Source organism: Streptomyces sp. NPDC006384 (assembly GCF_042870695.1).
Classification (GTDB): Bacteria; Actinomycetota; Actinomycetes; order Streptomycetales; family Streptomycetaceae; genus Streptomyces.
On record NZ_JBIAHR010000016.1, the window covers coordinates 22,860 to 34,214 of the forward strand.

Genomic DNA, 11,355 nt, shown 5'->3' on the forward strand with positions numbered 1-11,355 from the left:
CTCCTCAGGCACCGGAGCCCCTACGGCCCGCCCCGCCTTCCGAGAGCCTCTCCGCCGCACGCCCAACCCACCGGAGTACGGCGACAGCGCGGCCAGGACATCACCCGCAACACCCGCACCGCACACAACGCACACGCACAGAACCGCAGCTCAGGAACCCTTCGCAACCGGCTCCAGGATCGCCACGCACTCCACATGGTGCGTCATCGGGAACAGGTCGAACACCCGCAGCGTCCGCACCCGGTACCCCCCGTCCCGGAAGTACGCCAGGTCACGGGCGAGCGCGGCCGGGTCGCAGGCGACGTAGGCGATGCGGCGGGCGCCCAGGGAGGACAGGTGCTGCACCGTCTTGCGGCCGGCGCCCGCGCGGGGCGGGTCCAGGACGACGAGGTCGGCCTCGTCGATGCCCGTGCGCGGCAGGACCGCCTCGACCTTGCCCTGTTCGATGCGGACGCGGTCGAAGCCGGCGAGGTTGTGCCGGGCGTCCTCGACGGCGCGCTTGCCGGACTCGATGCCGAGGACCGCGCCCGTCTCGCCGACGCGGTCGGCGAGGGCGCCCGCGAAGAGGCCGACGCCGCAGTACAGGTCGAGGGCCATGTCGCCCTTGCGCGGGAGCAGGCCCTGCATGACCGCGCGGACCAGCGTGTCGGCGGCCTTCGGGTGGACCTGCCAGAAGCCGCCGCTGCCGACGCGGTAGGTGCGGTCGTCGGCGCGCTCGCGGACGAAGGGGCGGCCGTGGACGCGGTGGACGCCGCCGTCCTTCTCGCCGACGCGCATGACGGAGACCGGGCGGTCCAGCTCCACGATGGGCAGCCGGGCGCCCGGCTTCGGGGTGAGGATGACCTGGCGGTCCTGCGAGCCGGTCGCCGCGATCGCCTCGACGGACTCCATGCCCGTCCAGTCGCGCCGCTCGATGCCCAGTTCGCTGACGCCCTCGGCGGCGATCATGCAGTGGTCGATCGGCTGGACCTCGTGCGAGCGGTGCTTGCGCAGGCCCGCGCGGCCCTCGTCGTCCACGGCGTACTGCACGCGCGTACGCCAGGAGGGGACCTGTCCGGCGGGCACCTTGTCGCCCTCGGCCGGCATCACCGTGCCGTCCCAGCCGGCCTCCTCGGGCGTGAGGCCCGCCAGGCGCTTCAGCTGCTCGGCGACGACCTCGCCCTTCAGGCGCCGCTGGGCACCCGGCTTGGCGTGCTGCCAGTCGCAGCCCCCGCAGCGGCCGGGGCCGGCGAAGGGGCAGGGCGCCTCGATGCGGTCCTTGGAGGCGTCCAGGATCTCGACGGCGTCGGCGCGCAGGAAGCGTGCGCCTTCCTCGCCCTCCGTCACCCGGGCCACGACCCGCTCACCGGGCAGGGCGTGCCGGACGAACAGCACCTGCCCCTCGGAGGTGCGGGCGATGCAGTGGCCGCCGTGGGCGACGGGGCCGATCTCGACCTCGTACTCCTCCCCCACCAGGGACACCGCGGACGGCTCCGCCTGCGATTTCTTCGGTTCTGCCTGCATGGCGGGGTGACTCCAGAGAACGGGACGACAAAGGGAGGCGTCGGAAGGACAACAGCCGACCAGTCTACGTGGACGGCGTGGACTCCTTCGACCGGTCGTGGTGGGCGGGTCCGCGCCGCACCGCGCCGGGCGCGTTCCAGTCCTGCCGCTTGCGGGCGCGCCGCTTGGCCGCCTCCGAGGACTGCAGCTGGTAGGGGACGGAGGTGACCATGACGCCCGGGGTGAACAGCAGCCGCCCCTTGAGGCGCAGCGCGCTCTGGTTGTGCAGCAGGTGCTCGTACCAGTGGCCCACCACGTACTCGGGGATGATCACGGAGACCGCGGAGCGCGGCGACTCCTTGCGCAGGCTCTTGACGTACTCGATGACCGGCCGGGTGATCTCGCGGTACGGCGAGTCCAGGATCTTCAGCGGTACGTCGATGCCGCGGCGCTCCCACTCCTCGCGCAGCGCCTTGGTCTCCGCCGGGTCCACGCTGACGCTGAGCGCCTCCAGGGAGTCCGTGCGCAGCAGCTTGGCGTAGGCGAGGGCGCGCAGGGTGGGGCGGTGGAGCTTGGAGATCAGGACGACGGAGTGCACGCGGGACGGGCGTACCAGGTCGTCGTCGGGGGCCTGTCCGGGCTCCTCGGTCTCCTCGGGGGCGGCGATCTCCTCGGCGACGCGGTCGTAGTGCTTGCGGATCGCGGTCATCGTGGCGAAGAAGATGCACATGCCGAGCAGGGCGACCCACGCGCCGTGCGTGAACTTGGTGGCGAGGACGACGACGAGCACCAGTCCGGTGAAGAAGGCGCCGAAGGCGTTGATGGCCCGCGAGCGGATCATGTGGCGGCGCTTGGCCTGGTCCCTCTCCGCGGCCAGGTGGCGGTTCCAGTGACGGACCATGCCGATCTGGCTGAGCGTGAAGGAGACGAAGACGCCGACGATGTAGAGCTGGATGAGGCGGGTGGAGTCGGCGCCGTAGACGACGACGAGGAGCATGGCCGCGCCGGCCAGGAGCACGATGCCGTTGGAGAAGGCGAGCCGGTCGCCGCGGGTGTGCAGCTGGCGCGGCAGGTAGCGGTCCTGGGCGAGGATCGAGCCGAGCAGCGGGAAGCCGTTGTAGGCGGTGTTCGCGGCGAGGAAGAGGACCAGCGCGGTGGCCGCGGCGAGGACGATGAACAGGAAGCTGCCCTCGCCGAAGACGGCCTCGGCGACCTGCGAGATCACCGGGTGCTGGACGTAGTCCGCGCCGACCGGGACGCCGTTGTGGAAGAGGTCCTTGGCCGGGTTCTCCGACATGCGGACGTCGGTGGCGGCGGCCAGCGCGATGATGCCGCAGAACATGGTGACGGCGAGCAGGCCCATCATCGCGAGGGTGTTGCCCGCGTTCTTCGACTTGGGCTTGCGGAAGGCCGGGACGCCGTTGGAGATGGCCTCGACGCCGGTGAGCGCGGCGCAGCCGGAGGAGAAGGCCCGCAGGAGGAGGAAGACCAGCGCGAAGCCGGCCAGGCCCTGGTGCTCCGGCTTGATCTCGTAGTCCGCCGTGGGCGCGCGCATGCTGTCCCCGAGCACCAGTCCCCGGAACGCGCCCCACACGATCATGATGAAGACGCCGCCGACGAAGACGTACGTCGGGATCGCGAAGAGCTTGCCGGACTCCTTCACACCGCGCAGGTTCATCAGCGTGAGCAGGAGGATCACGGCGATCGCGCAGAAGACCTTGTGCTCGACGACGAAGGGGACCGCGGAGCCGAGGTTCTCGATGCCGGAGGAGATGGACACGGCGACGGTCAGGACGTAGTCGACCAGCAGCGCGCTCGCCACCGTCAGGCCGGCCTTCGGCCCGAGGTTGGTGTTGGCCACCTCGTAGTCGCCGCCGCCGCTGGGGTAGGCGTGCACGTTCTGCCGGTAGGAAGCGACCACCGTGAACATCAGCACGACGACCGCGACCGCGATCCAGGGGCTGAAGTGGTACGCCGACACGCCCGCGATGGACAGGACCAGCAGCACCTCGCCGGGGGCGTACGCCACGGAGGAGAGCGGGTCGGAGGCGAAGACGGGGAGGGCGATGCGCTTCGGCAGGAGCGTTTCCCCCAGCCGGTCACTGCGCAGTGCGCGCCCGATGAGAATGCGCTTGGGCACGTCGGTCAGTTTGGACACAACAGAGGATCGTAAGCGTTCGAACGGGGGCCCGCCCACCCGCCACCCCCGATCCGCCCGGCGTCTGCTCTACGGGTGAATTCGGCGGGTGGTGCGGCTGCGGATTCCGCAGGCCGGGAAGCTCGCGTGCCTATATGACAAACCACCGTCCCCCTCTGTGCCGTTGCGCCTTCCGGAGGTTCCATGCACCTGTCCGCAGAACTCGTCGGCGCCGCCGCGGCGCTCGTGGGCCTCGGATTCCTGACTCTTGCCAGCGTCCGCAGCATCGGCCGCCGGGGGTCGTCGGCCGGGGGATGAGACGATTCCCGCGCTCTTCCGGGCATGCCGGCGCGTGGAACGGGCAGGGGTGAGCACGGCTGCCGGGGCCCCGAGGGGGGTCACGGCCGACGCGCACCGGCATGATGTCCCCTGCGGCCCGCACACTGGCCGCCACATGTCGCCAGGCGAGCCGAAAGAGAGACATGAGCACGACATTCCCTGAGGTCGCAGGGCCCGTAGGAAGCGCGGTGTGACGCGATGCATATTGTCATCATGGGTTGTGGGCGCGTGGGTTCCGCCCTCGCCCAGACCCTGGAGCAGCAGGGGCACACGGTCGCGGTGATCGACCAGGACCCCACCTCCTTCCGCCGCCTGGGCTCCTCGTTCGGCGGCCGCCGCGTCACCGGCGTCGGCTTCGACCAGGACACCCTGCGCGAGGCCGGCATCGAGGACGCGGGCGCCTTCGCCGCCGTCTCCAGCGGTGACAACTCCAACATCATCGCCGCCCGCGTGGCCCGCGAGATGTTCGGCGTGGAGAACGTCGCCGCCCGCATCTACGACCCCCGCCGCGCCGAGGTCTACCAGCGCCTGGGCATCCCCACCGTCGCCACCGTCCGCTGGACGGCCGACCAGATGCTGCGCCGGCTGCTGCCCTCGGGCGCCGAGCCGCTGTGGCGCGATCCCACCGGAGGTGTGCAGCTCGCCGAGGTGCACACCTCGGCGTCCTGGGTCGGTCACAAGATCAGCCGGCTCCAGGAGGAGACCGGCGTGCGCGTGGCGTTCCTCACCCGGCTCGGGGAGGCGATCCTGCCGTCCTCGCAGACGGTGCTGCAGGAGGGCGACCTGGTGCACGTGATGATGCGCACCGACGAGGTCGACAAGGTCGAGGCGGCGTTCGCCGAGGGTCCCGAAGAGGAGGGCGGTCACTGATGAGGGTCGCCATTGCCGGAGCCGGCGCGGTCGGCCGTTCGATCGCCGGCGAGCTGCTGGAGAACGGCCACGAGATCCTGCTCATCGACAAGGCGCCGACCGCCATCTCGGTCGAGCGCGTGCCGATGGCGGAGTGGCTGCTCGCCGACGCGTGCGAGATCACGTCCCTGGACGAAGCAGCGCTCCAGCGCTGCAACGTCGTCATCGCCGCCACGGGCGACGACAAGGTCAACCTGGTCGTCTCCCTGCTGGCCAAGACGGAGTACGGCGTTCCGCGGGTCGTCGCCCGGGTGAACAACCCGAAGAACGAGTGGCTCTTCAACGAGTCCTGGGGCGTGGACGTCGCCGTCTCCACCCCGCGCCTGATGTCGGCCCTGGTCGAGGAGGCGGTGAGCGTCGGCGACCTGGTCCGGCTGCTGCGCTTCAGCCACGGCGACGCCAACCTCGTCGAACTGACGCTGCCCGAGGAGTCGGCGCTGGCCGGCACGCAGGTCGGTGACGTGCAGTGGCCCGAGGACACCTCGCTGGTCACGATCATCCGCGGCGCCCGGGTGCTGACGCCGTCCCCGGAGGACTCCCTGGAGGCCGGCGACGAGCTGCTGTTCGTGGCGGCGCAGGCCCGCGAGGAGCAGCTGGAGGACCTGCTGTCGGCGCGGCGCACCGACACCGCGGGCTGAGCCCCGCCCACGCGTACGGCGGTGGGGGGGGGGGGGGGGGGGGCGGGGGGGGGGCGCGCCGCGCCCCCCCCCCCCCCCCCCCCCCCCCCCCCCCCCCCCGTACGCCTTCGTGCCTCGCGGGCGGCCGCTACGCCTTGCGGTGCCTGCCGCCGGAGGGGTCGGCCGGGTCGCCGTGCTCCGCCGTCGCCCGTCCCTCCCTCTCGGCCTTCTCCGCCTTCTCGGCCTTCTCCGCCGCCTCCATCTCCGCGAACACGTCGATGGGGGCCGGCGCCTTCGCCAGGAAGACCCAGGTCAGCCAGACGGCGAGCAGGAAGGGCGGGATCTTCAGGAGGACCAGGACCCAGCCGAGCTGCTCGGTGTCCGCCCACCAGTACAGGGGGAAGAGGATCGCGCACTTGGCGAGCAGGATCAGGCCCCAGGCGTAGCTCGCCTTGGCGTAGGCCTTCTTGCGGCCGGGGTTGCGGGTGCGCCAGGAGAGGTTCTCCTTGAAGACCGGGCCGAGGATCAGGCCGATCAGGGGCACCCCGGCCAGGGTCGTGACGATGTACGCGACGCCCAGCCCCAGCGTGTAGAGCATGCCGGGCAGGTAGAAGTTCTTGGCGTTGTCGGTCATCATCGCGAAGACCACGCCGAAGGCCACCCCGAAGACGCCGCTGAAGGCGTGCTTGACGGTGTCCTTCATCACCAGCCGGACCACGACCAGCACCAGCGACACGGCCAGCGCCGCGATCGCCGACATGTGCAGGTCGTTGTTGATCGTGAAGATGGTGACGAAGAGCAGCCCCGGCAGCACCGTCTCGACCATGCCCCGCACGCCGCCGAACGCCTCGAACAGCGCGGCCTCCGTCACCGCCCGGGCGTCGTCCTTCTCCGTGTCCTGGGTCGGCTTGTCGAGGGGCGTCACCGGCTACTCCCGTCCGAGAGGTCTCAGTTCGTATTTCGGGTTGAAGAGCACCCGGCGGCCCCGGCTCATGGAGACCCGGCCCGATGCGATGAGCCTGCGCCCCGGTTCTATGCCCACGATGGAACGCCTGCCCAGCCACACGACGTCCAGGGCGGCGGTGCCGTCGAAGAGCTCGGCCTCCAGGGCCGGGACGCCCGCACGCGGACGCAGTGTGACCGTGCGCAAGGTACCAGTGACGGTGACGACCTGACGGTCCTGACAGTCTCCGATGCGTGTGCAGCCGGCGGTGTCGGCGTCCTCCCGCAGCTCCTCCGACTCCAGGTCCTCCTGGGAGGAGGAGAGCCGGTCGAGCATGCGCCGGAACCGGCCCACCGGCTTGTCGGATCGCGGGGCAGCACTCATACCTGAAGCGTACCGGGGCCCGCCGACAGCCATGCACCCCCTCGGACCCCGCTACCGGAGCAACTCCCTCCGCTTCGGTACACTCCTGCGCCTCACTTCTCGAAGCGGTAGCCCATGCCGGGTTCGGTGATGAAGTGCCGCGGGTGCGCGGGGTCCGCCTCCAGCTTGCGGCGCAGCTGTGCCATGTAGACCCGCAGGTAGTTCGTCTCCGTGCCGTACGAGGGCCCCCACACCTCCTGCAGCAGCTGCTTCTGGCCGACCAGGCGGCCGGTGTTGCGCACCAGCACCTCCAGCAGATGCCACTCCGTGGGCGTCAGGCGTACGTCGCGGCCCTCGCGGTTGACCTTCTTCGCGGCCAGGTCGACGGTGAAGCCGTCGGTCTCCACCCTCACGTCGCCCTCGCCGCCCGGGAGCGGTTCGGACCGGCGGACGGCGGCCCGCAGCCGGGCCAGCAGTTCGTCCATGCCGAAGGGCTTGGTGACGTAGTCGTCGGCGCCGGCGTCCAGCGCCTCCACCTTCTCGTCGGAGGAGTGGCGGGCGGACAGCACCAGGATCGGCACCCGGGTCCAGCCGCGCAGGCCCCTGATCACCTCGACGCCGTCCATGTCCGGCAGGCCGAGGTCCAGGATCACCACGTCGGGGTGGCGGGCGGCGGCCGCCCGCAGCGCGGTGGCGCCGTCGTGGGCGGAGTCCACCTCGTAGTGGCGCGCCCGGAGATTGATCACGAGGGCCCGCACGATCTGCGGCTCGTCGTCGATCACGAGCACCCTCGTGGGGACCTTGGGGGTCTCCCCGGTCGGGCTCAGCATCGGGAGGCCTGCCTCTCCGCCGTCGTGGTGGGGTGGGGGTCGGTGTGCGGGGCGGCGGCGCGGAGGGTGAGGACCATGGTGAGGCCGCCGCCGGGGGTGTCCTCGGCGTCCAGGGTGCCGCCCATCGCCTCGGCGAAGCCGCGGGCCACGGCGAGGCCCAGTCCCACGCCGGCCCCGCGCGGGGCGTCGCCGTGGCGCTGGAAGGGTTCGAAGATACGGTCCTTGGCGTCGTCGGGAACGCCCGGCCCCCGGTCGACGACCCGTACCTCGACGCGGCCGGCGAGGGCGCTGCCGGCCACCAGGACGGTGCGGCCGGGCGGGCTGTACTTGACGGCGTTCTCCACCAGGTTGGCCATCGCCCGCTCCAGGAGCCCGGCGTCGACGGCGACCATGGGCAGCGTCTCCGGGACGTCCAGCTCGACGCTCCCCTCGGGCACCCCGCCGAGCGCCATCGGCACCACCTCGTCGACGTCGATCTCCCGGATCAGCGGCGTGACCGTGCCGGTCTGCAGGCGGGACATGTCGAGGAGGTTGCCCACGAGGTGGTCGAGGCGGTCGGCGCCGTCCTCGATGCCCTCCAGCAGCTCGGCCCGGTCCTCCTCGGACCAGGCCACGTCGTCGGAGCGCAGGCTCGTGACCGCCGCCTTGATGCCGGCCAGCGGCGTGCGCAGGTCGTGGCTGACAGCGGCCAGCAGCGCCGTGCGGATGCGGTTGCCCTCGGCGAGCGCGCGGGCCCGGTCGGCCTCCTCGCGCAGGCGCCGCCGGTCCAGGACGACGGCGGCCTGGGCTGCGAAGGCGGCCAGCACCCGGCGGTCCTCGGCGGGCAGGACCCGGCCGGTCAGCGCGAGCGCCATGTGGTCGCCGACCGGTATGTCCACGTCGGCGTCCTCCGGGCGTTCCACCGGCGGGCCGAGGCCTGCCCGGCCGGCGCAGGTCCAGGGCGCCACGTCGCTCTCCCGCTCCAGCAGGGCGGCCGAGTCCATGCCGAAGGTCTCGCGGACCCGTTCCAGCAGCGTCTCCAGGCTGGTCTCGCCGCGCAGCACGTCGCCCGCCAGGAAGGAGAGGATCTCCGACTCGGCGCGCAGCCGGGCGGCCTGGTGGGTACGGCGGGCGGCGACGTCGACGACGGAGGCCACGGAGAGGGCGACGCCCACGAAGACGGCGAGCGCAAGGATGTTCCTCGGGTCGGCGATGGTGATCCGGTTGACGGGCGGGGTGAAGAACCAGTTCAGCAGCAGGGACCCGACCGCGGCCGAGGCGAGGGCCGGGTACAGGCCGCCGAGCAGGGCCGCCGCGACGGTCAGCGCCAGGTAGAGCAGGACGTCGTTGGCGAGCCCGAGGTGGACGGTGTCCAGGGCCGGCGTCAGCAGCACCGGCCCGCCGAGCCCCGCCAGCCAGCCCCACACCACCCGGGAACGTCCGAGGCGCGCGCCCCGGGCCACCGGGAGTCCGCGCCCCTTGGCGACCTCCTCGTGCGTGACGATGTGCACGTCGAGGTCGGAGCCGGAGTCGCGGGCCACGGTGGCGCCGACGCCGGGGCCGAAGACGTACTGCCAGGTCCTGCGGCGCGAGGAGCCGAGGACGATCTGGGTGGCGTTGGCGCCGCGGGCGAAGTCCAGCAGGGCGGCCGGTATGTCGTCGCCGAGGACGTGGTGGAAGGTGCCGCCGAGGTCCTCCACCAGGGTGCGCTGCACCGCCAGCTCCTTCGGCGAGGCGGAGGTCAGGCCGTCGCTGCGGGCGATGTACACGGCGAGCACCTCGCCGCCCGCGCCCTTCTCGGCGAGGCGGGCGGCCCGGCGGATCAGCGTCCGGCCCTCGGGGCCGCCGGTCAGACCGACCACGATGCGCTCGCGCGAGCCCCAGATCCTCGACACCCGGTGCTCGCTGCGGTACTGCTGCAGGTACTCGTCGGCCCGGTCGGCCACCCACAGGAGGGCCAGCTCGCGCAGGGCGGTGAGGTTGCCGGGGCGGAAGTAGTTGGACAGGGCCGCGTCGACCTTGTCCGGCTGGTAGATGTTGCCGTGGGCCATACGGCGGCGCAGCGCCTGCGGCGACATGTCGACCAGCTCGATCTGGTCGGCGCGGCGCACCACCTCGTCCGGCACGGTCTCCCGCTGCCGGACCCCGGTGATCGACTCGACGACGTCGCCGAGCGACTCCAGGTGCTGGATGTCGACGGTCGAGATCACGTCGATCCCGGCGGCCAGCAGGTCCTCCACGTCCTGCCACCGCTCGGCGTTGCGGGTGCCGGGGACATTGGTGTGGGCCAGCTCGTCGACGAGGGCGACCCGGGGGGCACGGGCGAGGACCGCGTCCAGGTCCAGCTCCGTGAAGCGGGCGCCCCGGTGTTCCAGCTCCCTGCGCGGCACCTGTTCGAGGCCGCTCAGCAGCGCCTCGGTGCGTGCCCTGCCGTGGTGTTCCGCGAAGGCGACCACGCAGTCGGTGCCCCGCTCCACGCGCCGGTGGGCCTCGGACAGCATCGCGTACGTCTTGCCGACGCCCGGCGCCGCGCCGAGGTAGATCCGAAGCTTGCCGCGTCCCATGGTCTCTTTGGTCTTCCGGTCACTGCCGACTGCGCAGCGTCGACCCTACGGGCGGCGATCGCGGCGAAAAGGGGCGGGGGAGGGATGCCGGTGCTCTTTGACGGAACTCTGACGCGGGGAGCACGGCTGCTCGACGATCACCCCGTCCCGCCGTCCGGAGCCCGGCGGGGCGGCCCGACGGCGGAGGGCCGCCGCCCCTCGCGGAGCGCGGCCCTCCCTGTACGTGCACGACGGTCCGTGTACGGCGGTCCGTGCGTGAGAACGTGCCGGGTCCTACCGGACCTCGGTGATCTCCGGGCCGCGCTGGAGCTGGCCCATGCCGCCGGCGAAGCGGGAGCCCTCTTCCTGCTGGGCGCTCTCGGGGATCATCTGCGCGTCGTTCGGGAGCTTGAGGACGATGGGGTCGCGGGGGGCCATGGGGCCGTCGCCGCGGACCACGACGGTGTCCCGGAAGATCTGCTCGAGCAGACCGGCGGCCTGCGGCTGCACCGCTCCCTGGCCGGAGATCACTCCGCGCAGGAACCAGCGGGGACCGTCCACGCCGACGAAGCGCACGACCTGGAAGCCGCTGGTGCCGTCCGGCAGCTGCACCGGCACCTGGGCCCGCAGCTCCCAGCCGAGCGGTCCCTCGACCTCGTCGACGATGCCGCCCTGCTGCGTGATGCCGGAGCCGATCTCCTCGCGCACCTCGGCCCAGATGCCCTCGCGCTTGGGAGCGGCGAAGGCCTGGAGCTGGATGGCGCTGTCGCGCAGGACGACCGTCGCGGCGACGATCGCGTCGCCCGCGACCTCGACGCGCAGTTCCATGCCGTCGACGCCGGGGACGAACAGGCCGCCCAGGTCCACCCGCCCCTCGCCCGGGTCACGGACCTCGGTGCTGTCCCAGGGCCCGTCGGGCCGCGGTCCGGGCTCGAGCCGCACGCGTTCGCGCTCTTCGTCCGCCTCGGTGCCGACGCTGTCGACGACCTGCTCGGCCTCGCCGGCCGCGCCCTCGGCGGCATCCCTCTTCTTGCGACGTCCGAACACGTCACTGTCCTTCCCGGTCGGATACGACCGAAGCGTATCGATTCCCACCCGTCGGGCCGCCCTCGGCGGCCCCCCCCCGTGTGGCCCGCGCACCGTGCGGGCCCGCGGGGGCGCCCGGGGGCCCCCAGCCCCCATCGGCCCCCGCCCCGCCCGGCAGCACCCCCAC

Annotated in this window: 9 protein-coding genes; 2 read left to right on the forward strand and 7 right to left on the reverse strand. The window is 72.4% G+C overall.

Translation table 11 applies throughout. The features are described 5' to 3' along the window. Nucleotides 1-150: 150 nt before the first annotated feature. Both ACFYOJ_RS22100 and ACFYOJ_RS22105 read right to left on the reverse strand, forming a co-directional pair. Nucleotides 151-1,503: a class I SAM-dependent RNA methyltransferase gene (locus ACFYOJ_RS22100; RefSeq protein WP_356558514.1), complete on the reverse strand. Its 1,353-nt coding sequence runs from the start codon at nucleotides 1,501-1,503 to the stop codon at nucleotides 151-153. 64 nt (nucleotides 1,504-1,567) lie between these two features. Then, nucleotides 1,568-3,640, reverse strand: a complete 2,073-nt coding sequence (locus ACFYOJ_RS22105) for an APC family permease (protein WP_356558513.1) — start codon at nucleotides 3,638-3,640, stop codon at nucleotides 1,568-1,570. 516 nt (nucleotides 3,641-4,156) lie between these two features. On the opposite strand from ACFYOJ_RS22105, the gene ACFYOJ_RS22110 reads away from it, so the two are divergent. Further along, nucleotides 4,157-4,828, forward strand: coding sequence for a TrkA family potassium uptake protein (locus ACFYOJ_RS22110; protein WP_356558512.1), 672 nt, complete (start codon nucleotides 4,157-4,159; stop codon nucleotides 4,826-4,828). Then, nucleotides 4,828-5,505, forward strand: a complete 678-nt coding sequence (locus tag ACFYOJ_RS22115) for a TrkA family potassium uptake protein (RefSeq protein WP_356558511.1) — start codon at nucleotides 4,828-4,830, stop codon at nucleotides 5,503-5,505. The genes ACFYOJ_RS22110 and ACFYOJ_RS22115 overlap by 1 nt, the downstream gene beginning before the upstream one ends. Before the next feature lie 127 nt (nucleotides 5,506-5,632). Here ACFYOJ_RS22115 and ACFYOJ_RS22120 read toward each other — a convergent pair whose 3' ends face one another. The 5 genes from ACFYOJ_RS22120 to ACFYOJ_RS22140 form a co-directional block, all read right to left on the reverse strand. Continuing rightward, nucleotides 5,633-6,409, reverse strand: coding sequence for a DUF3159 domain-containing protein (locus tag ACFYOJ_RS22120; protein WP_356558050.1), 777 nt, complete (start codon nucleotides 6,407-6,409; stop codon nucleotides 5,633-5,635). Between the two features lie 3 nt (nucleotides 6,410-6,412). After that, nucleotides 6,413-6,811 carry an OB-fold nucleic acid binding domain-containing protein gene (locus ACFYOJ_RS22125; RefSeq protein ID WP_356558049.1) on the reverse strand — a complete coding sequence of 133 codons (399 nt, stop codon included), beginning with the start codon at nucleotides 6,809-6,811 and terminating at the stop codon, nucleotides 6,413-6,415. Nucleotides 6,812-6,903: 92 nt separating this feature from the next. After that, nucleotides 6,904-7,620 (reverse strand): response regulator, encoded by a 717-nt coding sequence (locus tag ACFYOJ_RS22130; protein ID WP_356558048.1) that lies wholly within the window; start codon nucleotides 7,618-7,620, stop codon nucleotides 6,904-6,906. Then, complete coding sequence (locus ACFYOJ_RS22135; RefSeq protein ID WP_356558047.1) at nucleotides 7,614-10,163, reverse strand: sensor histidine kinase KdpD; 2,550 nt, start codon at nucleotides 10,161-10,163, stop codon at nucleotides 7,614-7,616. Before ACFYOJ_RS22135 ends, ACFYOJ_RS22130 begins: the two co-directional genes overlap by 7 nt. A 273-nt stretch (nucleotides 10,164-10,436) precedes the next feature. Further along, complete coding sequence (locus ACFYOJ_RS22140) at nucleotides 10,437-11,189, reverse strand: DUF3710 domain-containing protein (RefSeq protein ID WP_356558046.1); 753 nt, start codon at nucleotides 11,187-11,189, stop codon at nucleotides 10,437-10,439. Between the last annotated feature and the right edge of the window lie 166 nt (nucleotides 11,190-11,355).

What these genes read in the sequence shown, in the direction of transcription:
- ACFYOJ_RS22100 (WP_356558514.1), bottom strand. Translation starts at nt 1,503, where the DNA reads ATGCAGGCAGAACCGAAGAAATCGCAGGCGGAGCCGTCCGCGGTGTCC.
- ACFYOJ_RS22110 (WP_356558512.1), top strand. Translation starts at nt 4,157, where the DNA reads ATGCATATTGTCATCATGGGTTGTGGGCGCGTGGGTTCCGCCCTCGCC.
- ACFYOJ_RS22115 (WP_356558511.1), top strand. Translation starts at nt 4,828, where the DNA reads ATGAGGGTCGCCATTGCCGGAGCCGGCGCGGTCGGCCGTTCGATCGCC.
- ACFYOJ_RS22125 (WP_356558049.1), bottom strand. Translation starts at nt 6,811, where the DNA reads ATGAGTGCTGCCCCGCGATCCGACAAGCCGGTGGGCCGGTTCCGGCGC.
- ACFYOJ_RS22130 (WP_356558048.1), bottom strand. Translation starts at nt 7,620, where the DNA reads ATGCTGAGCCCGACCGGGGAGACCCCCAAGGTCCCCACGAGGGTGCTC.
- ACFYOJ_RS22135 (WP_356558047.1), bottom strand. Translation starts at nt 10,163, where the DNA reads ATGGGACGCGGCAAGCTTCGGATCTACCTCGGCGCGGCGCCGGGCGTC.